Here is a 24,407-nt window from a genome sequence, read left to right on the forward strand (position 1 = left end):
TAACACTTGTTAACTCTGGCGCACAACGCCTGCTGTGGGGCATTAACCACCACACAACTAGCAGGTACAATAATATCGAGAAAATTATATTATATGGGTTCAGTTAAATTGAGTTTCCGATTAATCTGCTTTCAGATTGTCGTTTACAGGTAGTAAGTGTAATCTAAGAATATATCTATAGTTAGATATTATTGGGTTATATAGCGCATAATACCGAATAGCTGTGGCTATTACGAAAGGATTTTTTGACGGCGTCGCGCAGTCGCCGGTGATGACGAACCTCTGGGAAGACCTGGAAACTGGACCGAACCCGCCCGAAGAGATCTACGCTGTCGTCGAGTGCCTGAAAGGCGAGCGTAACAAGTACGAATACGAGAAGGACATCCCTGGTGTCGTCCTCGACCGTGTTCTCCACTCGAACGTTCACTACCCGTCTGACTACGGTTTCATCCCGCAGTCGTACTACGACGACGAGGACCCGTTCGACGTGTTAGTCCTCGTCGAAGACCAGACGTTCCCCGGCTGTGTCATCGAGGCCCGTCCCGTGGCCCTGATGAAGATGGACGACGACGGCGAGCAAGACGATAAGGTCATCGCAGTTCCGATCGAGGACCCGCGCTACGATCACATTGAGGACCTCGACGACATCCCGCAGCAGACCCTCGACGAGATCGACGAGTTCTTCTCGACCTACAAGAACCTCGAAGAAGGCAAAGAAGTCGAAACGCTGGGCTGGGAGGACAAAGAAGCCGCAAAGGACGCTATTGTCCACGCCCAGGAACTGTACGACGAAGAGTTCAACTGACGCTTCCGGGACCACATTTTTGCGGTTTTGTTCCACCGCCGCCGTATTTCCAGAAGTAATACCGGCAGGTGTCTCCGATTATGTATGAGCATGGGTAATTTTTTGTCCGTGTAACTACTATCGATATGTGTATGGCTACTGATGACACCGACGCGGCGCTGGACCACACGACTGTCGTTCCGCGAGTCGAGCGGCGGTCGACACCCGGAATCGCACATCTGACCGTGGTTCCGGAGAACGCGGACCAGTCGTCCTGAGCGTGGGCTGTATCGATGGTTTTGCCGCTTTCGGTGACGCGGCTCCGAAAAGAAGTTTCTTGTTCCTGACCTGACTAACGGGTCGTATGGGATTATTCGACCGATTGAAGGGAGACGACGCACCGCGTGTTGCCTTCTTCGGCATTGACGGCGTACCGTTCAGCCTCATCGACGAACACCCCGACGTGTTCCCGAACCTCACGGAGATGGCATCGGACGGAAGCGCCGGCCCCATTGACAGCATCGTCCCGCCCGAGTCTAGCGCCTGCTGGCCGGCTTTGACGACTGGCGTTAACCCCGGACAAACGGGTGTCTACGGCTTTCAGGACCGTGAGGTCGGGTCATACGACACCTACGTCCCGATGGGGCGTGACGTGCAGGCGACGCGCCTCTGGGACCGCGTCACCGACGATGGCCGCAATGCCACGGTTCTGAACGTGCCGGTTACCTTCCCGCCACAGCGGAACGTCCAGCGGATGGTGTCGGGCTTCCTCTCACCGGGCGTGGACAAGGCCGCCTACCCGGACGAACTCCGAGATCACCTTCAGGACAGCGACTACCGGATCGACGTCAACGCCAAACTCGGCCACGACGACGACAAGAGCGATTTCGTCGAGGACGCCCACAAGACGCTAGAAAAACGCTACGAAGCGTTCAAACACTACGTCGAGCAGGACGACTGGGACCTGTTTTTCGGGGTGTTCATGACCACTGACCGGGTCAACCACTTCCTGTTCAAAGACTACGAGCGCGACGGCGAGAACCAGGAGGCGTTCTTCGAGTTCTACAAGCAGGTCGATGCCTATCTCGGTGACCTACGCGACCGACTCCCCGACGACGTGACGATGGTCGTCGCCTCGGACCACGGCTTCACCTCCCTCGACTACGAGGTTCACTTCAACGAGTGGCTCCAGCAGGAGGGGTGGCTCGACTATGCGACCGACGACCATTCCGAACTCGGCGACATCAGCGAGGACACGAAAGCCTACTCGCTCATCCCCGGTCGCTTCTACATTAATCTGGAGGGCCGCGAACCGAACGGCAGCGTTCCCGAATCCGAGTACGAGTCCGTCCGTGCGGACCTCAAGGAGAAACTCGAATCGCTGGAAGGCCCGGACGGCAAGAAGGTCGCCGACCGTGTCGTGACCAAGGAAGACGCCTTCCGCGGCGACCACGATGACATCGCGCCGGATCTCACCGTCGTTCCGAACCACGGGTTCGACCTGAAGGCCGGATTCAAGGGCTCCGATGACGTCTTCGGTGTCGGGCCGCGAAACGGCATGCACAGCTTCGACAACGCGACGCTCCTGGTTGATGACCCGGACGTTCGCATCGAAGACGCCGACCTCTACGACATCGCGCCGACCGTTCTCGACCTGCTCGACCACGACTTCGACCGCGCGAAGTTCGACGGTAGCAGCCTCGCCTGAGGCTGCCGTCTCAGTCGAGTAATTCCGGTATCTGCGCCGAAAACAGTTTAGAACAGTCCGTCCAGTTTGTCGTTTGTGAACTCGTCCGGGTCGGTCGTCCCGCCCTGGGAGTCGGCCGCCTCGCGGGCGCGCTTCATGAACTCGTCGACCCGTTCGGACCGTTCGACGCCCGAAAGGACGATGAGCGACGCGATTTTGTCGGAGCCGAGCGGGAAGTCCCCGCCCCGGACCTCCATGCTCCCGGTCTGGTCTTCCACCCAGCGGCGCGCTCGTTCGACGCCCTTCCGCGAGAGGCGTTCGGGGTCGCCCGCGACGACGAGGAGGGCCGAGTCGGCCTTGACCGCGTTGGGCAGGCTCATGCTCGTGAGGAGGGCTTTCCGGGTGACGCTGGTGATGGTGTTGACGTTCTCACCGGCGTCCTCGCTGGCCTCGGCGCTGGCGTAGCCGATGGAGGCGATACCGCCGCCCCTGAGCGTGTTGATGATCTCCGAGGAGTCGACGACGCTCTCACCGACTCCCTCGACAGCCTCGCCGGAGGCAAACAGCAGGCCGACGCGCTGGGAGATAGCGTCGTTGACGCGTTCAAACCCGGCAGCGACGCTGTCGCCGCTGCCCCGCCAGGCGTCGTTGTCGACGAGGAGGAGGGAATCGGCCTCGCGGGCGGCGGTCTTGAGCGAGCGACCGGCGTTTGCCTGGTACAGACCGCCTTCGTCCCGGCCGGGGAGGATGCCGAGGACGTACACCGGCTTCTCGTAGATGCGCTTGAGTTCGCGGGCGAGCATCGGTGCGCCGCCGGAGCCAGTGCCACCGCCGAGTCCGGCGACGACGACGATGGCCTCGGCCTCGGTCGTGATGCGCCCGTCGAGTTCGTCGAGCACCTCGGTGGCGTTCTCCTGCATAATCTGGGCCCCGAGTTCGTTGTCACCGCCGACGCCGTGACCTTTCACGCGGTCCTGTCCGATGAGGGCCGTGTCGATATCGAGGTCCTGGAGGTCGGCTCGCGCCGTATTAACGGCGAGGGCCCCCCGGACAGCGTCGAACCCCATGTCGTAATCGAACTGGGCAAGCGACTGGGTTACTTTCCCGCCAGCCTGCCCGACACCAATCAGGACGACTTTCATACCAGATGTCTTGTGAGGCTGACTAATCAACGTTGTCCTCACACTGTCAACGGGCGACAAGGAGCGGTAAAACGGTTCTTGGCGCGGAATACAGGGTTCGATTACTCGACGTGAGTCGTGTCGGGTGGCTACTCGACCTGCAGCGTGTAGATCCGTTTTCGCGCGTCGGCGAAGGAAAACCGGGAGTCGATAACGCCGACATCTTCGAGGCGGGAGAGTGCGTACCGGACCGTCCGCGGTGGCAGCAGCGTCTCCTCGGCGAGTTGGCTCTGAGTCAGAGTCTCGTTGTACTCCAGGACTTTCGCGACGAGTTTCGCGCTCGGCGGGAGATCGCGGACGGCGTCCCACCCGCTGGTCTCGTGCTCGCTGTCGGTATCAGCGGACTGGATATCGGATGCACTCATGGTACTGTCACCATATCCAATACAGAGTGATAATATTTTCTGTTCGTAATTATGCTCTGTGGAAATGTTTCGGCAAAAAGCGCGGCCACGGCCGGGGTTCGATGCCCGAAAGTTTACCTTCAGTACATCCGGTGTCACAGACGTGGACGAAGTCGAGGTCAGCACGGTCGTGTACGTCCCACCCGAAGAGGTCTACGAGTTTCTGTTGGACTTTCCGGGCTACGCGCGATACTCGGAGTATCTCGATCGCGTGGTACAGGACGGCGACGGCTCGCCGGGGACGAACTACGACCTCGTGTTCTCGTGGTGGAAGCTCTCCTACACCGCTCGGTCGGCGGTGACTGACGTTTCGCCGCCGACGCGTATCGACTGGCGGATCGTCAAAGACATCGACGCCGAAGGGTACTGGGCAGTCGAGCCTGACCCGGACGGCGTCCCGGCGGACGTGGAGACGGCGTCACGGGTGCGGTTTCACGTTGCGTTCGACCCCGGGTCGGCCTCGGACAATGCCGTCGACCTCCCCAGACTCGTTTCGATGGACTGGGTCATCGAGAAAGTCAAGCCGCTCATCCGCAAAGAGGCGACCAAAATCGTCGAACGTGTCGTCGAGGACCTCGAAGGGCAGGAACGGGACGTCGATCTGGAGATTCACGCCGGTCCGGATTCGGTGTAACGCGGCGACGGAGCGTTACTCGGGCGTCTCGTAGTCGCCGCCGTACCGGATGAAGAAGTACGCGAGTCCGAGCGTCGCGACCATCACGAACGAGGTTGCGACGCCGAGCGTTTTCGCGCTGTTTGGCACTTCCGGCGGGCCGGAGCTCCCACTACCACCACCGCCGCCGGAGGACTTCGCTGGGTAGTCCGTCCCGACGACGACGGCCCCCTTCATGCCGAGGCTCTCGTGTGGCACGCAGACGTAGGGGTAGATGCCGTCCTCCTCGAAGGTGTGCTCGTAGTTGACGCCGGCGCTTGAGACAGCGCTACCGGAGTCCAGCGGCCCGTCGCCGTCCGAGACGACGTTGTGGCCGCCGCCGTTACCTGTCCACTCGAACTGGACGGTCGCGCCGTTGTCGACGTGAATTGCGGGCGGGCCGAAGCCGAAGGCTCCGCCGTTGGCCTGCACGCCGACCTCCACCGTCGCTGTGTCCTGTCCGGTTGCGTCGACGGTCGACCCGTCGAAGTTCCCTACCTGGTCCAGGAAACCGCCGTAGTCCGGCTCGCCGCCGCCTCCACCGCCGTCGCCGCCCTCGGTGCCTTCCTGTGCGGTCGCGGTGCCTGCTGCGGCCGACGCAGCCGTGGCCCCTGCCGCCGTCCGCAGGAAGCCCCGACGGGACACGTCCGCTCTACCGTCTGTCATACCTGACCGTTTGTGACTCCCCGTCCTGAATATGTCGGTTTCGAATCGGGGCAGTACTCTTCACAGCATATCACAACTGCCACGGCTGCCGTGAAACATTTAACGCCGGTAGAACGAAACCACCGGTATGTCTACCGGAAGCCACGGGGTCGTCGGCGGGATCCGTATCGACCTCAATAGATTACACGAAACGTGGATGGAACTCGTGTATCCACGTCAGCGAAACGCTAACGACACCGTCCTCGGGACGTGGACGCCGGACTCCTCGGTCGGGTTGGCCCTCTATCGCCTCTGGTCTGCGCTCGGGGTCCCAGTCATCGCGCTGGTGTATCCGCTGGTACTGTGTGGCGTCGTCCTGCGCTACCAGACCCGTCGCATCGACGGCACGGCGACCCGCCTGGGCGTCGTCGGCGTCGTTCTACTCTCCGTCGTCGCCTGGGGTGGCCTGGCGGCTCTCGCGCGACTCGAACCGGGGAGTATCGACCTCGTGTCGGGTGGGTTCACCGCCGTGGTTGTCGCCGGCGGCGTTGCGACGCTATCGAGCGCGCTCGCGGTCACGTTCCGGCGGGTCGGCGGCCGTGGGACGACGGTCGCGCTGGCATATCCGTTCGCTATGACGGCCATTTTCCTGCCGCCGGTCGTCGCAGCGCTGTACTCGACGACCGTCGCCTCCGTCGTCATTCCCGCGAGCGACTCGTTGTCCCGGTGGTTCCTCTACGAGGTGCTGGCCTCCGTCGGCGTCGCTGAGTTCTTTATCGAGAACTTCGACCGGGAAGGTATCGCCTACGTCATCATCTGGCTCGGCATCTCTATCCCGCTGGGGTGGGTGCTCGGCCTACTGGTGACGCTTGCGGACTTCGTCCGCCCGACAGAGTAACCGCAAAGCCAACGTTTAGACGACCCGGGCTCCAATGATCGGCTGTTATGGAATTCGATACGACAAAGACTGCAATCGCCTTTCTCGTCCTTGTCGGGGTAATGGTGAGTGGCTCGTTCATGGGAATGCCTTCGAGTATCGCACTTCCCGTCAGTGTCGGGCAGATAGTCGTCTTCGCGCTAATTCTAGCGCTCGGCGTCAAACACGGCGAGTACCGCGCGACTCGCTAAACGGCCCCGTAGCGGACGATTAAAAGGAGCTACGACGGCGTCGTGTCGTCTGGCCGAACAACGGTTTCTTCCGGCGCATCCCCGTCAGCAACAGCGATATCCCCAGTCTCGTCGCCACCGAACACCACCGTCGCGCCGGCCCGCATCGGCGCAAGCAGTCCGGCGACGATTGCCCCCGCCGTCGTCATCGGTGCCCGGAGCGCGACAGTCGTCTCCGCGCCGATATCGTAGTCTGCGACGACACGACCGCTTTCGGCCATGAGCTCGCCGTGCGTGTACGTTCTGTCGGCCGCCAGCACGTTGTCCTCGGGCGCGACTTCGCCCGGCGGCTGGAGCGGGTTCTCGCTCCACAGCTCCCGCTCGAACTGGGCGATGGTGGGATCATCGACTGGGCCGCCGTATGCTAATCCCTTCGTCCCTGGCCCCTGCGTGTAGCGGTCGAGCCACGCCGCTGGTGCGATAAGCGCCGTCGCATCGACCGCATTCGGCGGGTCCATATCCACGACCGCGCCATCGAGCGCGGCCGCGAGGAAGGCAAGCAGCGCGTCCGGCCCGTCCCGAAGGTAGCCCGGCTGGTCCTCGTCAGTTGGCTCTTTCGGGCCGACGACGACGGCAACCCGCGTCCCGTGCCGGACGCCGTAGTGTCGCAGCAGATTTCCTCCTTTCCAGGCGTTCGTGGCGAAATCGGAGTAGCTGTACGGTGTCGACCGCTCCGGCGAGCGAAAGAGAACGCCGTCGCGGTCGCGGGCCTGCGCGACAAGGTCACCGAGTACCTGCATGTGTCGTCGTTCGGCCCCGCCGATGAAAAACAGCGCGGCCACAAAGCCGATATAAGTGGCCTCCTCCACGCTCTAGAAATGAAAAGACAACAACAAGTCGCCGACGTACTCGGATACAATGACTTCGACACACCGCCCGCCCACCGGCTGCTCGACGTGGTGGCTGAACTCGGTGACATCGCGGCCGAAGTCAACGAAACGACCGGCTACGGTACCGACTCGACGGCGCTGTCGATACGGGAGGAGGAACTCGGCGACGCCCTGTTCGCGCTGCTCGCGCTGTGTGAACAACTCGATGTCGATGCCGACGCCGCGCTCTCGACGGCGCTTGCGAAGTACGAGGGTCAGTCCGGCTCAGACGGGACGCCGGCGAGCGGCGACTGACTACAGCGAGTTCTTCAGTTTCTCGAAGAAGCCTTCCTCGACGTCGACCTCCTCGCCACCGGCCTCCGCGAACTGTTCGAGGGCCTCCTTCTGTTCGGCGTTGAGGCTGTCGGGCGTGACGACCTGCACCTGTACGTAGAGGTCACCCTTGCCGCGTCGGCGGAGTCGCGGCATTCCTTTGCCCTCCAGTCGGAACACCTCGCCGCTCTGGGTCCCGCTGGGCACGTCGACTTCGACTTCGCCGTCCAGCGTCGGGACAGTGATGGTGTCGCCGAAGACGGCCTGCGGGAACGAGATGGCCTGCTGGTGTTGCAGGTCGTCGCCGTCGCGCTCGAAGTCCGGATGGTCGCGGACGCTCACCTCGATGAGCAGGTCGCCGTTCGGGCCGCCGTGCTCCCCGGGCGCGCCCTCGCGCTCCATCCGGAGCGTCTGCCCGTTGGCGATGCCGGCCGGGATCTCGACTTCGAGGCTCGCGTCGTTCTGGACGACGCCGTTGCCCCGACAGGTCGAACACGTCTCGTCGTACAGCGTTCCCTCGCCGTCACACCGGCGGCAAGTCGTCCGCTGCTGAACCCGGCCCATCGGCGTCTGCTGGACCTGCGTCGTCTGGCCCTGCCCGTTACACTCCGGGCAGGTCTCCGAGTCGGCCCCCGGCGGATGCCCGGCCCCGTCACAGTCGTCGCAGGCTTCCGGCCGGGTGACGTTCAGCTGCTTTGTCGCGCCGTTGTACGCCTCTTCGAGGTCGATTTCCAGTCGCGTCTGGAGGTCCTGGCCCTGCCGCCGTCGGCTGCCACCGCGCCCACCGCGGCCACCGCCACCGAAGAACTGGTCGAAGATATCCTGCATATCGAAGCCGCCAGCGCCGCCGCCGAACGGGTCCCCGCCCATGCCGCCGCGGCCGCCGCCACCGCCAGCGCCGCCGCGCTTCTCGGCCTGCTCGAAGCGCTCGTGGCCCATCTGGTCGTACATCTGGCGCTTCTCCTCGTCGGTAAGGACCTCCTTGGCTTTCTTGGCTTTCTTGAACTTCTCCTCGGCGTCGGGGTCGTCGCTCACGTCCGGGTGGTATTCCCGGGCTTTCTCTCGATAGGCCTCCTTGATCTCGTCTTCGGAGGCGTCCCGAGAGACACCGAGTATCTCGTAGAAATCCTGACTCATTCGTTGTACGAGGCTTAGACGATTGAGCTACTTCAAAAGAACGGGTTGCCGACTAGTAGTGTTTGACTGTACTGCTTACACACTGATCACACTGCTGTCGTGCGATCAGGTGTGCATTGCTGTTCAATGGCTACTATAGCTCTTTACCGTGGTCCAATTGAACGGGTCCTCGAACATTCAACTAACGACTCCAGCGTTCGGACCGTACCGGGGCGCTTATTTCCGTGCCGGGGGAGGATTCGGGCAATGAATCCTGAGTCGTCGCGTGGTCACCGGGGTCTCGTCACGGTCGAGCGAGTCGCAGTCTGGGGGCTCGCGGCGCTGGCCGTCGTCGGGCTGGCCGCACTCGTCGTCGGCCCCGGCGCGGACCTGCGGACGGCGTCCCCGTCGGTCACCATCGACGGCCAGTTCGACGCCGAGGCAGGGGCGGTCACGCTTACCCACGCTGGCGGGGACAGACTCACGGACACCAGCACGCACGCGCTGGCGCTCGTCGTCACTGATGCCGACCGGAACCGCTCGACCACGCTGACGTGGGCTGAGGCGGACCAGCTACCCGTCGAATCTGACGATACAATCGTTCTTGACGACCCGCGCGTGGACTCAGACGGTGACGGTAACTACCTTGACGGCGACGTCTCCGTCGGCTTCTTCCTCGACAGCGGCGATACGATTGCGGTTCGCTGGACCGGCCGCCCACTCGGTGCGCCGGGCGAGCGGACGACGACGCTCGACACAGTGACGCTCGGTAACGAGACTGGCTGACTGTTTGCACCTCACGGGCGGGTCCGTATAGCGTCTCCGGGAAGCGTCACCGGCCGCCATCGGTGGTGTGCCTGTCCTGCAAACGGTCACGAACGGACGGGCCCGGTGCGGACATACACGTCCCCGGCTCCGGTCACGGTCACTGCGTAGTCGTCCAGCTGAAACGAGAGCGAGACGGCTCTGTCCGGACCTGATGCATGGACAAATAGCTCGTCAAGCGCGTCCGGATCGAGCGTTTCGATGAGGGGCGATAGCTCTATGGCCTCTCGGTCAGCCGCGATCGCGACCGTTTGCATCACCGCGACTGACGGTGAGACAACGTCCCAGTCGAACTCCGCGTGGAGGGTGTCCGGGTCGTCAGATGTCCGGTCGGGCCGCCTGTCGGACCCACTCATTACTGGAAATATGTCTATCTATCATATTAATTCTACTGTCAATTCATCAGTTGGATATGTGATGTATAATACGGCTACCTAATACCCGAGTGAACACCGGTTACGTGTCCGCGAATGTACAGTACTGGTTACAGTTTATAACCGTAGGCTGATACAATAGCTATCTGATGAACTTGCTTTTCGGAGTGAACTGTTTCCATCGGGCGGTGAAGTTACGGGCAGCGAGATGACTGCTGAGTTCTATCTGACAGCGATCCGCTTCGGCCGAATCACGTTCCGGACACATCGCTCAAAGCCTGTCGGACCGACTTTTTGAAAGTAGCACGCAGCAGATGTGGTTGGGACACATAGATTGCTGCGTGCCAACTACTCATAGTCAGGACCCATGTATAACAGTTGTGTGATTAATTGAGTAAATATAACTGTCGCGTAGAAACAACGTCGACACACATCACCGATTACAACGGCTAGAGGCCCATTCAGTTACGATACACCGTGGATCGTTCGTCGACCACCGCTCACTGAGACGAGAGCCGACAGTGTTACAGTAACAACGTCTTTTACCTGTGGGCGTCATCTCTCTACACATCCTCGGCTTCCACCGAGATGAAGGTTGGGACACATGACATCTGATGCAACACACGAAGAAGCAGTAAGTTTACTCCAGGAGTTGGGCCTGAAAGAGTACGAGGCGAAATGTTTTGTCGGACTCTCTCGGATGTCCAGCGGTACAGCGAAGGGATTGAGCGAGGTAACGGAGGTTCCGAGAACGCGCGTCTACGACGCCGTTCGGATTCTCGAAGCGAAGGGGCTGGTCGAGGTCCAGCATTCGAGCCCCCAGCAGTTCCGGGCTGTCCCGCTCTCCGAGGCCACCGAAACGCTCCGCGATCAGTACGAAGAGCGCGTCGAACGCCTCCAGTCCGCGCTGCGCGAGATGGGAAGCATCGAGTCCGACGACGACGAGGCCGAGCTACAGGAGGTCTGGTCGCTCTCCGGGTCCGACGCTATCGAGAACCGTGCCGCGGCAATCATCGAGGAGGCCACTGACGAAGTGGTCCTCGTCATCGGTTCCGACGCGGTCCTCACCGAGCCACTGATCGAGCAACTCAATTCCATCGACTCGGATATCGATCTTATCGTCGGTAGCGGGTCCGCATCGATACGGGACCGCGTGGAACGGGAGATCCCACGCGCCACCGCGTTCCTGTCGGAACTGGACTGGCTCCGCGGCGAGATAACCCCGCAGGAGGATGCTGCTGTCGGGCGGCTCCTGCTCGTCGACCGGTCAGCGATGCTCGTCAGCTCAATCGACCCGCAGACCGGCAACGAACAAGCCATCTTCGCGACCGGACTCAGAAACGGACTCATCGTCATCGCGCGCCGCCTCCTCTCGCAGGGCGTCGTGGAAATGACGCCACTCGAACAGGATTAGCGAACAACGCAGTTCGGGATTTTGCGCTCCCTATCTCTCACTCGTCGTAGTTCTCGAAGAGGAACGCAAGGAGCGGCCGGACCTGCTCGTACTCCGGGCCGCGTGTTACCCAGTGGGTCTCCTGGTCCCATTCGATGAGCCCTATCTCCGCTAACTTCGGGAGATGCCGGTGATAGAGGTCCGCCGGGATTGCCGGCTCGCCCACTGGTGTCCGACCGCCGTCGAACTCCGAGATGGACGGCCGCCACCGCTCCGTGTCACGTATCGCTAAGAGTATCTGCCGACGGTCTTCGTGTCGCACCGCGTCGAGGTGGGTGCTCAGCCGCTGCGCTTGTATCTGTTTCTGGTTGCTCACTGTGCGGCCGTACGCTCGACTATCTGATATATATGCGCTATTTTCATTATCTTATACTGTTTTGATTATCAGGGTTACCTGCGCTAGGCGATCCCTACTAATACTCCGATTCCTTGGTTAGGAGGATCGGAACAGCGATGTGCCCGCTCACAGCGATTGTCAACTCAACATGATGGAACGCAGCCATGTACTGAACAGATACTCCTACTGACCCAATCCGACCGCTTCGTGAATCCGACAACGCTCCCCAGACCCGTGGATTCAGCTTCAGCACTTCCGGCACTCAAAAAATATGTGCCGTTCACCGTTGCGAGCCCGCCAGACACGTCTAACGAGCTGGTGAAAACGACTTATTCTTCGTCATCGTCTTCGAGACGTTCGCTCCGCTCACGTCTCGAAACACCGGAAGATATCGCTTCGCTCATCTTCCGAGCCGACGACTCGGCCTCGTCCTGTTAGTCCTCGTCCTCGTCGTCGACGTCTTCGAAGTCGGCGTCGACGTACTCCTCGCCCTGCTCTGCAGCGCCGCCTGCTGCGCCACCTGGCCCAGCGGCTCCGCCGGCCCCGGCTGCGCCGCCCGGACCAGCGCCCGCGGCACCGCCGGCGGCCTGCTGGGCCTGGTCCTGGTACATCTGCTTGCCGATCTCCTGCAGTTCCTCGCTCAGGGTTTCGGTGACCTCCTCGTAGTCTTCCTTCGTGGCGTCCTCGTCTTCGAGGACTTCCTCGACGTCCTCGATTTTCGCCTCGATGTCGGACTGGAGGTCCTCGTCGATCTCCTCCTCGTTCTCGTCGAGGAGCGTCTCGGCACGGCGGACCGAGGCCTCGGCCTCGTTGCGGGCCTCGATGCGCTCGCGGCGCTGCTCGTCTTCTTCGGCGTGCTGTTCGGCCTCCTGTTGCATCTCCTCGATCTGTTCGTCGGAGAGTCCGGCACCGCCCTCGATGGTGATGTCCTCCTTGTTGCCCGAGCCCTTGTCTTCGGCTTCGACGTTGACGATACCGTTCTCGTCGATGTTGAACGACACCTCGATCTGGGGCGTGCCCGCGGGGGCTGGCGGGATGCCGGAGAGCGCGAACGCGCCGAGCAGTTCGTTCTCCTCGGCGATCTCACGCTCGCCCTGGAAGACGCGGATCTGGACCTGCGTCTGGTTGTCTTGGGCGGTCGTGAAGATCTTCGATTCCTCGGTCGGGATGGTCGTGTTCTTGTCGATGAGCCGCTCGAACAGACCACCCTTGACCTCGACACCCAGCGATAGCGGCGTCACGTCGAGCAGGACGATGTCGTCCACGTCGCCCGAGAGGACGCCGGCCTGAATGGCCGCGCCCAGCGCGACGGCCTCGTCGGGGTTGACGTTCTTCTTCGGCTCCTGCCCAGTCATCTCTTCGACCTGGTCTTGCACCTGGGGCATCCGCGTCGAACCGCCGACGAGGATGACCTCGTCGATGTCGCTCTTTGTGTAGTCCGCGTCAGCAAGCGCCTGCTCCGTCGGCCCGACGGTGCGCTCGATGAGGTCCTCGGTAAGGGACTCGAACTTCGCGCGCGTGACCTTCTGTTCGAGGTCCAGCGGCCCGTCGTCCGTGGTCGCGATGAACGGGAGGTTGATGCGAGTTTCCTTGCGCGAGGAGAGTTCTATCTTGGCTTCCTCGGCGGCTTCGGTCAGCCGCTGGAGGGCCTGCCGGTCGTCGCGCAGGTCGATGCCGTGTTCAGCCTCGAACTCGTCTGCGAGGTAGTCGATGATGGCGTGGTCCCAGTCGTCGCCACCGAGGTCGTTGTCCCCGTTCGTGGCGACAACCTCGTAGACGCCCCCACCGAGATCGAGGATGGAGACGTCGAAGGTGCCGCCCCCGAGGTCGTACACGAGGACGGTCTGGTCGGACTCGTCGTCGAGGCCGTAGGCCATCGCGGCCGCGGTCGGCTCGTTGACGATGCGCTCGACCTCGAAGCCGGCGATCTCCCCGGCGTCCTTGGTCGCCTGGCGCTGTCGGTCGTTGAAGTACGCCGGGACGGTAATGACGGCCTTCTCGATCTCGTCGCCGAGGTACTCCTCGGCGTCGTGTTTGATCTTCTGCAAGATCATCGCCGAGACCTGCTCCGGCGTGTACTCCTCCCCGTCCAGTTCGACCGAGTAGTCGTCCTCGCCCATGTGGCGCTTGATCGACTGGATGGTCTCGTCGGGGTTCTTTACCGCCTGGTTCTTCGCCGGTTTCCCGACGAGTCGCTCGCCGTCGTCGAACGCGACGACAGAGGGTGTCGTCCGCTCGCCTTCGCCGTTGACAATGATTTCGGGGTCGCCACCTTCCATGACCGCGAACGCGCTGTTCGTGGTCCCAAGGTCGATACCCAGAATCTTGTTGCTCGCCATCTTACCCGCTCATAGCGGATTGCGCCGGTTAAAAGTTGCTAGATGTACTGACCGGAAAAACGGACAAAGGGGCCTCCTCCGGGCGGTTTTATACTCGGTGGCGTTCCCTGACCGGTGATTATTTAATGTACCGCAATACGACCGCTATACCATCGTGGTCGCCCGCTACTCCTCGCTCTCGCTGACGGTGACCTGTGCCTCGCGTAGCACTTTGTCGGCCATCTCGTAGCCCGGCCGGTGGACATCGGCGATGGCTCCGTCCGGCTGGTCGCTGTCGACGCGGGCGAGCACCTGATGCTGTGTCGGGTCGACGTCTCCGCCGGGCTCGGGGTCGATGACCTCGACGTTCTCGGCGTCGAGCACGTCGTCAAGCTGCCGGAGCGTGGACTCGACCCCGCCTCTGATATCGGTGTCCTCGTCCTGTCCGAGCGCGCGCTCCAGATTGTCCCGAACGTCGAGCAGCCGCGTCACGAGGTCTTCGGTGGCGCGCTTCTGTTCCTGTTCGCGGCGCTTGTCCATCCGCTTTTTGTAGTTCTGGAACTCCGCTTGCTTGCGCTTGAGCTTCTCCTCTAGCTCCTCGATGTCGTCGTCCTGCTGTTCGACCTGCGATTCGAGACTGTCTACGCGTGTCCGCAGTGCGGAGAGTTCCCGAGCGACGTCTTCGGGGTCCGATTCGGCGACCCGGTCGACCAGATCGTCGTCGACGTCGAACTCGCCCAGGTCAACCTCGTCCGCGGTGACGTCCTCGGGGGCGTCTTCGAAATCCGCGTCGACGTTGCCGTCCGCTTGCGCCTCGCTCGCGGTCGACTCCTCCGTCGCGGCCGTGTCGTCGGCTGCGTCCTGCTCGGTCATACCCGATAGAAGTCGTCACATGGATAAAAGGATTCAGAAACGGTGTGGCGGTGACACTACCCACCGAAGCCGGCGTCACAGGAGGAAGCTAACGACCATCAGGACGAGGAACACGACGACGAGTATCTTCGCTATTCGCATGCTGAGCCCCGCCACGCCCCCCAGGCCGGCCAGCCCAGCAACGACGGCGAGGACGAGAAACAGCAGCGCCAGTTCGAGGAACCCGCCACCGGGCTGAAGCGGGACCGCAGTTAGTAGGTGCTTCATGCCGTTGTGTACCACCCCATCCTGATTTATTATAGATCCCCTAATCAGGGACCGATGGCGAACGCGCCGGGGTCGTACTGGAACCGCGTTCGATAGGCAGTCCACTCACCGAGTTCTTTCAAGCGGTATTTCGCGAAGGAGGGGTTCCGAACCAGTTCCAACTCTGCGAGCCGTTCCCGGACCGGGTCGAAAAGGGTCGCCCAGTCGAGTTCCCGGAGCGATTCGTCCGGGTTCGCCTCGCTCTCAGTGAACGTTAGTCCGTCGTCTGTTCGCTCGATGGTCCCGTACTGGTACCGGGTCCAGACGGTATACTCACCGAACGGAACGGTCTCAGTGGGTGGCGGCGGTCGACGGTACTGCGCCTGAAACCGCTGGTGTAGTTCGTCGCCACCCCACAGCACTCCGCGGGTAAGGAGCTTGATCCGTCGGTTGGCGTCAACACCGCTGTTGTAGACGATACGTGCGTGTTTGTATTCGCTGGACCGGAACTGCTCGGCGACGTCGTCGTCATGGTGGATATCGATCTCGTACTGATACGGCAGTGGCGTCCGACTTGCGCGTTCGAGCACTGAGACCGTCTCCTCGCCCCGGCGCAGGTCGTCGTACGGTCCCGTTCCACGCCACTGCGCCGGGTCGGCCTCGTCGGGGTCGACCCATCGGTCCATACTAGTACTATGCGTGAAGCGTTCTTAGCTTTTCCCGCGGCTCATGAGTCCCTGACCCGGAATTATCGACGTTGGCCCCGGAACGACGACCTACACCAGCACGCGGTCGAGTTCGACAACGAGGCCGCTGTCGGCGTCCGGGTCGCCGACGAGCGTTCCCAGACAGACCGCAGCGCCGTCGGGCGTGACACAGACAACCTGCGAACCCGTCTCGGGCGTCGCGTCGCCGGCTTCGGCCGGCCCAGTTTCGATGACACCCGGCGCATACACCGGCGCACCGTCTTCGACTTCCCGAGCAGCACTCGGTGCAATCGTGACCCGCGGCAGGTGGACCAGCGCGCGCTCCGCCGGCTGGACAATCTCGCGGAGTTTCCCCTCGTCACCCTCGTCGGCAAACGCTAGCGCGTCGACGAGGTCGTGCATCGTCGACAGCGACGCGTCGTCGAAGGTACCGGTCGCCGTCCGGCGGAGATCGCCCATGTGTGCGCCGGTCCCCGCCGCCAGCCCGATATCGTGACACAGTTTCCGGATGTACGTGCCCGAAGCGCACCGGACGCGCAGGAGCAGCCGACGCTCGCCCTGTTCGAGGATGTCCAGCGAGTGAATCCGCCGCGCGCGCAGTTGGCGCTTGACCGCGCTCTTCCGGGGCGGCTTCTGGTAGACCTCGGTCTCGAACTCGGCGACGATATCCGCGATGTCGGCGGGGGCCTGGTCGTGGAGTTCGAGCACCGTCACGTACTCCTTGACGGCGTCGTCGAACACCTGCGCCATCCGGGCGGCGTCGCCGAGCAACACGGGGAGACAGCCGGTCACCTTCGGATCGAGGGTCCCGCCGTGGGCGACCCGGTCCTGGTCGGTGGCGTTGCGGATCCAGGCCGCCACCTGGTGGGCCGAGGGTCCCGGTGGCTTGTCGAGGTTGACGACGCCGAACGAGCGAAGCGAATCGAGGTCCCGTTCGCCGGGCGGGGCACGGAGTGTCATCGGCTCAGAACTCGTACCGGACGTTCTCGACCGGTGCCTTCCCCTCGTCGCCATCGGGGCTGTATGATTCGACAGCGTGGAGGGTCACGCTCAGGACTCCCTGTGGGTCCCAGCGAGCGGTGTTGACCGACAGGTCGTAGATAGAGAGGTCGTCGAAGTCGATGTCGTAGTAGTCGCTGTAGCGCTGGGCCTCGCTGTCGCCACGCTCCCGGGTTTCGGTCTTTGCCTGTTCGAAGGGCTTGTTCTCCCGTGTCGCGATGCGGTCGGCGCGCACATCGAGCGGCGCGGTCAGCCACAGTTTCATGTCGGCGTACTCGCCCGCCATCCAGCCGGCGAGACGGGACTCCAGTACGAGGTCGTCGCGCTCGGCGGCGATATCCCGGAGCCGGCGGTCCAGATCGCGGTCGATCTGATCGTCCTCCTCGGCGGCTTTGTTCAGTTCGAGCGGCGTCATCCCGCGCTCTTCGGCCAGCGAGCGGAAGATATCGCCGCCGCTGACGTGCTCGTAGCTCAGGGCGTCGGCCAGGCTCTTGGCAAGCGTGCTCTTGCCGCTGCCGGCCGGGCCGGAGACGGTAATCAACATAGAGGTGTTCGGGGGGCCCCGATAGAAAGGGCTGTCTCTTCGCGCCTACCCGGTCGGCGTCGTCTCGACGTTGAGCGCCTTCCGGATGATCTGGGTGAACGACAGCGAGCACAGGAAGTACCAGACAATCCACGCCTGGACTGGGCCGGCGACGCTGTTGCTCCACGCTTCGACCTCGCCGAAGATGGGGAGCGTAATCACCGGGCTCGCGTCGACGCCGGCTCCGAAGACGATCCAGTAGAGCCAGAGGAACAGCGGAATGTTGACCAGCATGATCCACACCATCGGGCGGAACTGCTGTTTGAACATCCCCATCTGGTCGGTCATCAGCTCCATCTGCTCCTCTTCCAGACGGTCAAGCGCCTCTTGGTCGTCGCGTTCCTTCGCGGCTTTGCGGCGCTCTTTCAGGTCCTCCATCTTCTCCTGATGGTCGCCCATCCCCGACATATCCATGAGGTTGTCCTGGAGAATCGTCGAGGTGGTGCCGGTGATGATCGCAAGCACCAGGATGACGACATAAAAGGGAAGCATATCGTTGAGCGGCCCGAGGACAATGTCGATGACCCCGCCTGCGATAACGTCACGGACCGAGGTCATCGAGTAGCCTGCAAACAGGCCGAGCGTCCCGAGGCCGGCGAGCTTGTCCCACTTCGACCAGCCGCTGTCGTCGTCATCGTCGCTGGGCTCGGCGTCGGACTCTTCAAGCGCCTCGCGGACGCCCTCGGGATCGTCGATGACGAACCCCTCGCCGTCGGCGTCGATGAGCAGGCCGGATTCGATGAGCCGGCCCCACTCGCCGCTCGTGAGGTCGTCGCTCACGTCGCTCCAGGTAACGGTCCCGTTCTCTTCGGCCGCAGCGAGTACCGTCGAGAGCGCATCAGTCATTGCCTCGCCGTCTTCGGCGAGTCGTTCTACCTTCGGCGCGGTACGTGCCATTGTGTGTGCTTGAGGTGCGACGGCATATCAACGTTTTACTCTGACTGTCTCGACGATATCGGCCTCGAACGGCGGTTCCGTCGCGTCTCAGGCCGTCTGTGCGTCGACGGCGTCCTGAATATCGTTCCAGACCTCGTCGGGTGTCTGTTCGCCATCGACGGCGACGAAGCCGTCGTGGTCCCCGTAGTGGTCGATGACCGGTGCGGTGTTGTCGTCGAACACGTCCAGTCGGTTGCGGACGGACTCCTCGTTGTCGTCGTCGCGCTGGATGAGGTCGCCGCCACAGTCGTCACAGACACCGTCCTCTTCGGGCTGATTGAACTCGACGTGGTAGTTCGTTCCGCAGTCGTCACAGACCCGCCGGCCCGTGAGCCGGTCGACCAGCTCCTCTCGCGAGACATCGAGCGAGAGAATCACGTCGAGGTCGGTCATCCCTTCCAGCTCCTCGGCCTGTTCGAGATTGCGCGGGTAGCCGTCGAGTACGAACCCGTCGGCCTGGGACAGCGCTTCGTCGACGATAGCGTTGACCACCGCGTCCGGCACGAGGTCGCCCGCTTCCATGTATTCGCGGGGCGTGTCGTACTCGGTGTCCATGTCGCTGATGTCCATGTCCTTGTTCGCCCGGAGCGCGTCACCGGTCGTGATGTGTTCGACGCCGTACTCTTCGGCGAGGTTGGCGCTCTGGGTCCCTTTGCCGGCTCCCGGCGGCCCGAGAATCAGGATTCGCGGATTCGACATAGGAACGGTTTCCAAGGGGTCAGTTAAATGGTTGTCCAAATCCTGCCGTCGGGTCGTGCTGCCGCCACCCAAAGGTGTGTAGGCCCCGCTGACCAACCGACGGTATGCTCGAACCCGGAGCGCCAGCGCCCAAGGTCAGCACCCAGAACCAGTTCGGCGAACCCGTCTCGCCCGACTTCGAGGAGCCCACGGTCGTGTATTTTTACCCCGAGGACTTCACCGGCGGCTGTACCATCGAAGCCCGCGACTTCCAGGAACACCTCCCGCAGTTCCGCGAGGGCGGTATCACCGTCTACGGCGTCTCAATGGACGACGTGGCGACCCACGACGAGTTCGCCGAGGAGGAGGGCCTGCTGTACGACCTGCTGGCCGACCCCGACGGGGCCGTGGCCGAAGCGTTCGGCCTGGACACCAGTGGTGGCCGGACGGACCGCCGGACGTTCGTGCTGGCCGACGGCGAAGTGAAGTCCGTCTACGACCCAGCCCCCTCGAACCCCGAGGGCCACGCCGAGGAAGTGCTCCACGACGTTCGCAACGAGTACGTCCAGGGTGGATAGACGGCTGTAGCCTGTTTTGCCGCGACAGCATACCGACCACCAGTCTCAGAACACTTCAGCGCCGCCGCCGATTCGGGTCTGGTACACGCGGGCATCGACGCCGCAGTCGCCGAAGGCGTCGAGCATCGTGCTCGCGATTTTCCGCCGGTCTTCCTCGGCACAGGCGGCGATAACCGTCGGACCAGCCCCGGAGATGGTGACACCGGTCGCACCGGCCGTCAGCGCGGCCTCGCGGACCTGTTCGTAGCCGTCGATGAGTTTCGCGCGGGCCGGCGTCACCACGGTGTCGTGCATCCCCTGACCGACGAGTTCGGGGTCGTCGCGGTGCATCCCCGTCGTCAGCGACGCGGCGTTGCCGACCGTCTCTACCATCTGATCGACGCGGGCGGTCTCGGGGACGACGTTGCGCGCGTCCCGCGTGGAAACGACGATGTCGGGGAGACAGGCGACGAGGGGGATGTCGGCATCGACCTGCGTGACGCCCTTCTCGGTCGCGATGGTGAACCCGCCCATGATGGAGGGGGCCACGTTGTCGTCGTGGGCGTCCCCGGAGACGACGGCCTCGCCCTTGGCGGCGATTGGGACCAGTTCCTCGCGGGAGTAGCCGCGGTCGTACAGTTCGTTCAGCCCGACGGCCGCCGCGGCGGCGCTGGCCGCGGAGGAGCCCAGCCCCGATGCGGGACGGACCCCCTTGTCTATCTGAATGCGTGCCGGCGCATCGAGCGCCTCGGCGACCGCGCCGACGGTGTTTTTGTCGGGGTCCTCCGGGATATACTGGCTGCCAGCGCCAGTCATTTCGATGGTGACCCGGTCGGCCTTCTCCAGACGGACGACGTCGGCCGGACGCTCCAGTGCGACGCCGAACACGTCGAAGCCGCTCCCGAGGTTCGCACTGGTAGCCGGCGCCCGGACTGTCAGCATGCCTGCGAATTTCAGCAGTGTAGGCAAAAAGGTAGCGAACCGACACTGTGGCCGTTTCGCAGTACTGAGAACGCGGCCCAAAGGCATAATACAGGGAAACCTGACGTTGGAATAGGTATCGATATGGATGTCGACATCGCCACGGTCGCCATCCTCGGGAACGCGGGTGGGGCGCTCATCGGTTTCGCAATCGCTGTCGTCGCCGCCCGAAACCAGGATGTCCCCGGCGCTCGCCAGTACGGCTGGCTCGCGGTCGCTGGGGGCTGCTGGTGTGCTCTCTCGATATGGCAGATACTAGTTTCGGACCCCGCCGCTGTCAGGACAGTGTACCTGCTGTCGCGAACCGCCGCTATGCAGGTCATCGGGCTCTGGGTCGTCTTCGCGCTCGTCTACACCGGCCGACAGTCGTGGCTTCGGCCATCGTCTCTCGTCCCGCTGTTTCTCGTGGTGAACGCGGACGTGCTGTTACTGCTGACGGACCAGGCACACGACCTCGTCGAAGTGGCGGCCGTGCCTGTCACTCAGCTCGGTACGACGCTGGTCGCCATCCAGCGTGGTCCCACGTTCGCGGTACTTCTCGCCGTCAGTTACGGGCTGTTACTGCTCGGATACGCACTCCTGATTGAGTTCTTGTTCCGGTCGCAGAACGTCTATCGGCGACAGACAGCGGCGATCATTATCGGAACCGGCCTTCCGATATTCGTCGCTGTGCTGTATGATTTCGGCTACACGCCGCACCCGGCCATCGACTTCACGCCGGTAGCGTTCTCGCTCAACGCGGTGCTCGTCGGCTGGGTACTGTTCAAGGACGAGTCGCTGTCTGTGACGACGCTGTCGGGTGACACCCTCGTCGACAACCTCCCCGACCCGGTCATCGCTCTCAACGACGACTGTGTCATCATTGATTACAACGCCGCGGCGGCCAGCGCACTGGATCAGCCGGACCCCGACGGAGAGTTGCTTGACGACCTCGTCCCGGGGCTCGTTGACCACATCGAGCGTGGCGAGGTGTTCTCGTTCGGAGATTCGTTCACGTACTACAACCCACAGACGACGAGCCTCACCGACCAGTCCGGGACGGAACGCGGTCGGCTCGTCGTTCTCAGGGACGTGACCGGCCAGCAGCGCCGCCAGGACCGACTCGAAGCGTTACAGGCCGCGACCCAGCAGTTTATCGAGGCCGAGACCGCCGAGGCGGTCGCGGAGATGGCTGTCGAGTTCGCGACGGCCGTCCTCGACCAGAACGCGGCGGGCGTGTTCCTCGAAGACGACGGCATCCTCGAACCGGCCGTCATTAGCGAATCGATTGCGGAACACGTCGAGGACGAACTGCTGTACGCCTCGCCGACGGACGAGCCCGAAAGCAAGCTCTGGAAGACATACGAAACCGGTGAGATACAGGCCGTCTCGCTCGATAAGGACGGACTCGACCCACTGGACAACGCGCTGATGCTGCCGCTTGGCTCCCACGGCGTGATGGCGATTACGTCCCACGACAGCACCCTCGCCACGGAGGACAGGCGATACGCCGCGATTCTGGCACAGACGACGCAGGTCGCCCTCGACCAGGTGGAACGCGAGCGCGAACTCCGCCAGAGCCGCAGTTCTGTCCAGCGACGCCGCGAGCAGATCGAGTTCTTCAACGGCGTCCTCAGACACTCGCTGCACAACGCGATGGTCGTCATCCGCGGCCGCGCGGAGCACATCAGAACCGACGTGCCGCGGTCGAAACGACGGCATCTCGACAGCATCAGCAACTGGTGTGGGAAGCTCACGGAGATGAGCGAAACGATCCGGGATATCAACAACACCGTGACGGCGAGCGAAGCTGAGCGGTTGGACGCCGTCGACCTCAACGCCACACTCCGTCGCTCGATTGAGTCGCTCCGGGTCGAGTACGATTCGGTATCGATCTCCTGTGAACTGGACGGAGACTACAGCGTGCAGGCGAACGAACTGCTCGAAGAGGTCCTCCTGAGCATCCTCCGGAACGCGGTCGACCACAACAACGCTGACACCCCGCAAGTGACCGTCTCGGTCCAGCAGGCCAGCGACTGGCTGCAGGTCCGTATCGCCGACGACGGCCCCGGAATGAGCGACGAACTGAAGACGACGGTGTTCGAACGCGGGCTCTCGCCCGACCAGACCGCTGGCGGCTTCGGCCTCTACTTCGTCTCGGTCATGATGGACCTGTACGGCGGGACGCTCTGGTTCGAGGACAACCACCCGACGGGGACCGTCGCGATCCTCGAATTCCAGCAGGCGGTGACGGGTGATGAGGCGGAAGATGACTTCGGACCCGACGACACGGAGACGGCGGCGACCGAAGCGCAAACTAAATCCCACGACCGCTGATAGGTCGGGGTATGATTGGCGTCGTCGGTGGCGGTATCGCCGGCCTCTCGGCAGCGTACCGGCTCCAGCAACGCGGCCACGAGGTCCGTGTGTTCGAAGCGAGCGAGGATCTGGGCGGCCTGGCAGCGACCTACGAGACGGCCGGGGACCCCATCGAGAAGTTCTATCACCACCTCTCGAAATCCGAGGAAACCATCGTCGAACTCGCCGAGGACCTGGGCCTCGGTGACGCGGTCGAGTGGCACATCGGGGAGAACGCCTACTACGTCGACGGCGTCGTCCACCCCATGGACAAGCCCTGGGAGATCCTCTCGTACCCGCATCTCTCGCTGTACGACACGTTCCGGCTGGGGATGCTCGTCCTCGACATCGACGTTCGCGGCGGCATCCCGTCGTTCGACACCTACGAACGCTTAGAGGACTTCGAGGACGTGCCCATCGAGGAGTTCGTCGTCGACCACACTACCCGGGGCGTCTACGAGAACTTTTTCGAGCCGCTGCTCGATGCGAAGTTCGGCGACCGGAAAGACGACGTGAGCGCCGCGTGGCTACTCGGCCGAGTCAAATTCCGCGGCGAGCGGGACATCCTGAACGGCGAGATTCTGGGCTACTTCGACGGCGGATTCGGTCGCCTGCTCGACGCGCTGGTCGACGCCGTCGGCCGCGATAGCATCGTGACGGGCACACGCGTGTCCGAGGTCGACACGAGCGGCGGGGCCGTCTCGTCGTTGACGGCCACGGACGGAACCGAGACGACGGTTCACGAAGTCGACAGCGTTGTCGTCGCGACGATGCCGACCGTGCTGGAAGACCTGACCGGCTACACCTGTGACATCGATTTCCAGGGGACGGTGTGTTCGGTCATCAGCATGGACGAACCCCTGCTGGATACGTACTGGCTGAACATCGCCGACACCGCCCCTTTCGGCGCGCTCATCGAGCACACCAACTTCGTCTCCGCGGAGCGGTACGGCGGCGAACATCTCCTGTACGTCGCCCGCTACATTCAGGACGAATCCGAAGCCATCTGGCAACAGAGCGACGACGAGGTCGCCGAGACGTGGCTGCAGGGCATCGAATCGCTCTTCCCTGATTTCGACCGCGACGCCGTCAACTGGGTTCGAACAGGGCGCAATCCACGGACTGCGCCGGTCTACGAACGCGGGTATCTCGACATGGTCATCCCGTACGACCTGAGCGACGCCGTCGCGGACGGCCTCTACTACGCCGGGATGGCCTCACGTGCCCAGTACCCGGAGCGCTCGCTCAACGGCGGTATCGTCGCGGGCTTCGAATGCGCCGACCGCATCGCACGCGACCCGTCTGCGGCGACGAAAATCGACGATTCGCCGCTTTCGGAAGCCCAACGCTGAGGGCTTTGCTGCCCGAGTCGATATCCTACGCTCCGGCCATATGTTGGCTGCCCCTTCTGATTACGGCTGATAC

At 62.9% G+C, this 24,407-nt stretch carries 28 protein-coding genes; 12 read left to right on the forward strand and 16 right to left on the reverse strand.

What is annotated here, in order from left to right; genetic code table 11:
- Positions 1–271: 271 nt before the first annotated feature.
- From HAH_RS02730 to HAH_RS02735, 3 genes are all read left to right on the forward strand, one after another.
- Complete coding sequence (locus HAH_RS02730) at positions 272–805, forward strand: inorganic diphosphatase (protein ID WP_004593839.1); 534 nt, start codon at positions 272–274, stop codon at positions 803–805.
- A gap of 131 nt (positions 806–936) precedes the next feature.
- Positions 937–1,062 (forward strand): hypothetical protein, encoded by a 126-nt coding sequence (locus HAH_RS20260; RefSeq protein WP_004593838.1) that lies wholly within the window; start codon positions 937–939, stop codon positions 1,060–1,062.
- Positions 1,063–1,148: 86 nt separating this feature from the next.
- Entirely contained in the window at positions 1,149–2,492 is a 1,344-nt protein-coding gene (locus HAH_RS02735) for an alkaline phosphatase family protein (RefSeq protein ID WP_014039532.1), read from the forward strand.
- A 47-nt stretch (positions 2,493–2,539) separates the two neighbouring features.
- Here HAH_RS02735 and HAH_RS02740 read toward each other — a convergent pair whose 3' ends face one another.
- Both HAH_RS02740 and HAH_RS02745 read right to left on the reverse strand, forming a co-directional pair.
- Positions 2,540–3,613, reverse strand: coding sequence for a tubulin/FtsZ family protein (locus HAH_RS02740; protein ID WP_014039533.1), 1,074 nt, complete (start codon positions 3,611–3,613; stop codon positions 2,540–2,542).
- A 128-nt stretch (positions 3,614–3,741) separates the two neighbouring features.
- On the reverse strand, positions 3,742–4,017 hold the full coding sequence (locus HAH_RS02745) for a MarR family transcriptional regulator (protein ID WP_014039534.1): 276 nt from the start codon (positions 4,015–4,017) through the stop codon (positions 3,742–3,744).
- 142 nt (positions 4,018–4,159) lie between these two features.
- Here HAH_RS02745 and HAH_RS02750 point away from each other — a divergent pair, with 142 nt between their 5' ends.
- Complete coding sequence (locus HAH_RS02750; RefSeq protein WP_014039535.1) at positions 4,160–4,690, forward strand: type II toxin-antitoxin system RatA family toxin; 531 nt, start codon at positions 4,160–4,162, stop codon at positions 4,688–4,690.
- Positions 4,691–4,705: 15 nt separating this feature from the next.
- Here the strand turns inward: HAH_RS02750 and HAH_RS02755 are convergent, their stop codons facing one another.
- Positions 4,706–5,374, reverse strand: coding sequence for a halocyanin domain-containing protein (locus tag HAH_RS02755; RefSeq protein WP_014039536.1), 669 nt, complete (start codon positions 5,372–5,374; stop codon positions 4,706–4,708).
- Between the two features lie 127 nt (positions 5,375–5,501).
- Here HAH_RS02755 and HAH_RS02760 point away from each other — a divergent pair, with 127 nt between their 5' ends.
- Positions 5,502–6,251 (forward strand): hypothetical protein, encoded by a 750-nt coding sequence (locus HAH_RS02760; protein WP_014039537.1) that lies wholly within the window; start codon positions 5,502–5,504, stop codon positions 6,249–6,251.
- 47 nt (positions 6,252–6,298) lie between these two features.
- Entirely contained in the window at positions 6,299–6,481 is a 183-nt protein-coding gene (locus HAH_RS02765; RefSeq protein ID WP_014039538.1) for a DUF7333 family protein, read from the forward strand.
- 29 nt (positions 6,482–6,510) lie between these two features.
- Here HAH_RS02765 and HAH_RS02770 read toward each other — a convergent pair whose 3' ends face one another.
- Positions 6,511–7,260, reverse strand: a complete 750-nt coding sequence (locus HAH_RS02770; protein ID WP_044952150.1) for a hypothetical protein — start codon at positions 7,258–7,260, stop codon at positions 6,511–6,513.
- Positions 7,261–7,338: 78 nt separating this feature from the next.
- Between HAH_RS02770 and HAH_RS02775 the strand changes: the two genes are divergently transcribed.
- Positions 7,339–7,644 carry a MazG-like family protein gene (locus HAH_RS02775; RefSeq protein ID WP_014039540.1) on the forward strand — a complete coding sequence of 102 codons (306 nt, stop codon included), beginning with the start codon at positions 7,339–7,341 and terminating at the stop codon, positions 7,642–7,644.
- On the opposite strand, the gene dnaJ is transcribed toward HAH_RS02775, so the two are convergent.
- Complete coding sequence (dnaJ, locus tag HAH_RS02780) at positions 7,645–8,799, reverse strand: molecular chaperone DnaJ (protein WP_014039541.1); 1,155 nt, start codon at positions 8,797–8,799, stop codon at positions 7,645–7,647.
- A gap of 246 nt (positions 8,800–9,045) precedes the next feature.
- Here dnaJ and HAH_RS02785 point away from each other — a divergent pair, with 246 nt between their 5' ends.
- Positions 9,046–9,564, forward strand: a complete 519-nt coding sequence (locus tag HAH_RS02785) for a hypothetical protein (protein ID WP_014039542.1) — start codon at positions 9,046–9,048, stop codon at positions 9,562–9,564.
- Positions 9,565–9,650: 86 nt separating this feature from the next.
- Here HAH_RS02785 and HAH_RS02790 read toward each other — a convergent pair whose 3' ends face one another.
- The gene (locus HAH_RS02790; protein WP_014039543.1) at positions 9,651–9,959 is read right to left on the reverse strand and encodes a HalOD1 output domain-containing protein; all 309 of its coding nucleotides are present in this window, start codon (positions 9,957–9,959) and stop codon (positions 9,651–9,653) included.
- 718 nt (positions 9,960–10,677) lie between these two features.
- Between HAH_RS02790 and HAH_RS02795 the strand changes: the two genes are divergently transcribed.
- Positions 10,678–11,391 carry a TrmB family transcriptional regulator gene (locus HAH_RS02795; protein ID WP_233425846.1) on the forward strand — a complete coding sequence of 238 codons (714 nt, stop codon included), beginning with the start codon at positions 10,678–10,680 and terminating at the stop codon, positions 11,389–11,391.
- 37 nt (positions 11,392–11,428) lie between these two features.
- Here the strand turns inward: HAH_RS02795 and HAH_RS02800 are convergent, their stop codons facing one another.
- The 9 genes from HAH_RS02800 to HAH_RS02840 form a co-directional block, all read right to left on the reverse strand.
- Positions 11,429–11,746 carry a DUF7344 domain-containing protein gene (locus HAH_RS02800; protein ID WP_014039545.1) on the reverse strand — a complete coding sequence of 106 codons (318 nt, stop codon included), beginning with the start codon at positions 11,744–11,746 and terminating at the stop codon, positions 11,429–11,431.
- Between the two features lie 455 nt (positions 11,747–12,201).
- Positions 12,202–14,106, reverse strand: a complete 1,905-nt coding sequence (gene dnaK / locus HAH_RS02805; protein ID WP_014039546.1) for a molecular chaperone DnaK — start codon at positions 14,104–14,106, stop codon at positions 12,202–12,204.
- Positions 14,107–14,271: 165 nt separating this feature from the next.
- Positions 14,272–14,958 carry a nucleotide exchange factor GrpE gene (locus HAH_RS02810; RefSeq protein ID WP_014039547.1) on the reverse strand — a complete coding sequence of 229 codons (687 nt, stop codon included), beginning with the start codon at positions 14,956–14,958 and terminating at the stop codon, positions 14,272–14,274.
- Between the two features lie 75 nt (positions 14,959–15,033).
- Positions 15,034–15,225 (reverse strand): DUF1328 family protein, encoded by a 192-nt coding sequence (locus HAH_RS02815; RefSeq protein WP_014039548.1) that lies wholly within the window; start codon positions 15,223–15,225, stop codon positions 15,034–15,036.
- A 44-nt stretch (positions 15,226–15,269) separates the two neighbouring features.
- Positions 15,270–15,890, reverse strand: a complete 621-nt coding sequence (locus HAH_RS02820; RefSeq protein WP_014039549.1) for a hypothetical protein — start codon at positions 15,888–15,890, stop codon at positions 15,270–15,272.
- Positions 15,891–15,980: 90 nt separating this feature from the next.
- Positions 15,981–16,871: an RNA-guided pseudouridylation complex pseudouridine synthase subunit Cbf5 gene (locus tag HAH_RS02825; protein ID WP_014039550.1), complete on the reverse strand. Its 891-nt coding sequence runs from the start codon at positions 16,869–16,871 to the stop codon at positions 15,981–15,983.
- 4 nt (positions 16,872–16,875) lie between these two features.
- Entirely contained in the window at positions 16,876–17,454 is a 579-nt protein-coding gene (cmk, locus tag HAH_RS02830; protein WP_007189104.1) for a (d)CMP kinase, read from the reverse strand.
- 45 nt (positions 17,455–17,499) lie between these two features.
- Positions 17,500–18,390 (reverse strand): DUF106 domain-containing protein, encoded by an 891-nt coding sequence (locus HAH_RS02835; RefSeq protein WP_014039551.1) that lies wholly within the window; start codon positions 18,388–18,390, stop codon positions 17,500–17,502.
- Positions 18,391–18,477: 87 nt separating this feature from the next.
- Positions 18,478–19,128: an adenylate kinase gene (locus HAH_RS02840; RefSeq protein ID WP_014039552.1), complete on the reverse strand. Its 651-nt coding sequence runs from the start codon at positions 19,126–19,128 to the stop codon at positions 18,478–18,480.
- Positions 19,129–19,232: 104 nt separating this feature from the next.
- Between HAH_RS02840 and HAH_RS02845 the strand changes: the two genes are divergently transcribed.
- The gene (locus HAH_RS02845; RefSeq protein WP_014039553.1) at positions 19,233–19,685 is read left to right on the forward strand and encodes a peroxiredoxin; all 453 of its coding nucleotides are present in this window, start codon (positions 19,233–19,235) and stop codon (positions 19,683–19,685) included.
- Positions 19,686–19,730: 45 nt separating this feature from the next.
- Here the strand turns inward: HAH_RS02845 and HAH_RS02850 are convergent, their stop codons facing one another.
- Positions 19,731–20,606, reverse strand: coding sequence for a homoserine kinase (locus HAH_RS02850; protein WP_014039554.1), 876 nt, complete (start codon positions 20,604–20,606; stop codon positions 19,731–19,733).
- 123 nt (positions 20,607–20,729) lie between these two features.
- Here HAH_RS02850 and HAH_RS02855 point away from each other — a divergent pair, with 123 nt between their 5' ends.
- The gene (locus HAH_RS02855) at positions 20,730–22,961 is read left to right on the forward strand and encodes a sensor histidine kinase (RefSeq protein WP_014039555.1); all 2,232 of its coding nucleotides are present in this window, start codon (positions 20,730–20,732) and stop codon (positions 22,959–22,961) included.
- A gap of 11 nt (positions 22,962–22,972) precedes the next feature.
- Positions 22,973–24,334 carry an NAD(P)/FAD-dependent oxidoreductase gene (locus tag HAH_RS02860; RefSeq protein ID WP_014039556.1) on the forward strand — a complete coding sequence of 454 codons (1,362 nt, stop codon included), beginning with the start codon at positions 22,973–22,975 and terminating at the stop codon, positions 24,332–24,334.
- The last annotated feature ends 73 nt before the right edge of the window (positions 24,335–24,407 follow it).

This window comes from Haloarcula hispanica ATCC 33960 (assembly GCF_000223905.1).
Taxonomy (GTDB): domain Archaea; phylum Halobacteriota; class Halobacteria; order Halobacteriales; family Haloarculaceae; genus Haloarcula; species Haloarcula hispanica.

Excerpts from the sequence above, each read along its gene's own strand:
- HAH_RS02730 (WP_004593839.1), top strand. The coding sequence starts at position 272 with ATGACGAACCTCTGGGAAGACCTGGAAACTGGACCGAACCCGCCCGAA.
- HAH_RS20260 (WP_004593838.1), top strand. The coding sequence starts at position 937 with ATGGCTACTGATGACACCGACGCGGCGCTGGACCACACGACTGTCGTT.
- HAH_RS02735 (WP_014039532.1), top strand. The coding sequence starts at position 1,149 with ATGGGATTATTCGACCGATTGAAGGGAGACGACGCACCGCGTGTTGCC.
- HAH_RS02740 (WP_014039533.1), bottom strand. The coding sequence starts at position 3,613 with ATGAAAGTCGTCCTGATTGGTGTCGGGCAGGCTGGCGGGAAAGTAACC.
- HAH_RS02745 (WP_014039534.1), bottom strand. The coding sequence starts at position 4,017 with ATGAGTGCATCCGATATCCAGTCCGCTGATACCGACAGCGAGCACGAG.
- HAH_RS02755 (WP_014039536.1), bottom strand. The coding sequence starts at position 5,374 with ATGACAGACGGTAGAGCGGACGTGTCCCGTCGGGGCTTCCTGCGGACG.
- HAH_RS02760 (WP_014039537.1), top strand. The coding sequence starts at position 5,502 with ATGTCTACCGGAAGCCACGGGGTCGTCGGCGGGATCCGTATCGACCTC.
- HAH_RS02765 (WP_014039538.1), top strand. The coding sequence starts at position 6,299 with ATGGAATTCGATACGACAAAGACTGCAATCGCCTTTCTCGTCCTTGTC.
- HAH_RS02770 (WP_044952150.1), bottom strand. The coding sequence starts at position 7,260 with ATGCAGGTACTCGGTGACCTTGTCGCGCAGGCCCGCGACCGCGACGGC.
- HAH_RS02775 (WP_014039540.1), top strand. The coding sequence starts at position 7,339 with ATGAAAAGACAACAACAAGTCGCCGACGTACTCGGATACAATGACTTC.
- dnaJ (WP_014039541.1), bottom strand. The coding sequence starts at position 8,799 with ATGAGTCAGGATTTCTACGAGATACTCGGTGTCTCTCGGGACGCCTCC.
- HAH_RS02785 (WP_014039542.1), top strand. The coding sequence starts at position 9,046 with ATGAATCCTGAGTCGTCGCGTGGTCACCGGGGTCTCGTCACGGTCGAG.
- HAH_RS02790 (WP_014039543.1), bottom strand. The coding sequence starts at position 9,959 with ATGAGTGGGTCCGACAGGCGGCCCGACCGGACATCTGACGACCCGGAC.
- HAH_RS02795 (WP_233425846.1), top strand. The coding sequence starts at position 10,678 with ATGTCCAGCGGTACAGCGAAGGGATTGAGCGAGGTAACGGAGGTTCCG.
- dnaK (WP_014039546.1), bottom strand. The coding sequence starts at position 14,106 with ATGGCGAGCAACAAGATTCTGGGTATCGACCTTGGGACCACGAACAGC.
- HAH_RS02810 (WP_014039547.1), bottom strand. The coding sequence starts at position 14,958 with ATGACCGAGCAGGACGCAGCCGACGACACGGCCGCGACGGAGGAGTCG.
- HAH_RS02815 (WP_014039548.1), bottom strand. The coding sequence starts at position 15,225 with ATGAAGCACCTACTAACTGCGGTCCCGCTTCAGCCCGGTGGCGGGTTC.
- HAH_RS02820 (WP_014039549.1), bottom strand. The coding sequence starts at position 15,890 with ATGGACCGATGGGTCGACCCCGACGAGGCCGACCCGGCGCAGTGGCGT.
- HAH_RS02825 (WP_014039550.1), bottom strand. The coding sequence starts at position 16,871 with ATGACACTCCGTGCCCCGCCCGGCGAACGGGACCTCGATTCGCTTCGC.
- cmk (WP_007189104.1), bottom strand. The coding sequence starts at position 17,454 with ATGTTGATTACCGTCTCCGGCCCGGCCGGCAGCGGCAAGAGCACGCTT.
- HAH_RS02835 (WP_014039551.1), bottom strand. The coding sequence starts at position 18,390 with ATGGCACGTACCGCGCCGAAGGTAGAACGACTCGCCGAAGACGGCGAG.
- HAH_RS02840 (WP_014039552.1), bottom strand. The coding sequence starts at position 19,128 with ATGTCGAATCCGCGAATCCTGATTCTCGGGCCGCCGGGAGCCGGCAAA.
- HAH_RS02845 (WP_014039553.1), top strand. The coding sequence starts at position 19,233 with ATGCTCGAACCCGGAGCGCCAGCGCCCAAGGTCAGCACCCAGAACCAG.
- HAH_RS02850 (WP_014039554.1), bottom strand. The coding sequence starts at position 20,606 with ATGCTGACAGTCCGGGCGCCGGCTACCAGTGCGAACCTCGGGAGCGGC.
- HAH_RS02855 (WP_014039555.1), top strand. The coding sequence starts at position 20,730 with ATGGATGTCGACATCGCCACGGTCGCCATCCTCGGGAACGCGGGTGGG.
- HAH_RS02860 (WP_014039556.1), top strand. The coding sequence starts at position 22,973 with ATGATTGGCGTCGTCGGTGGCGGTATCGCCGGCCTCTCGGCAGCGTAC.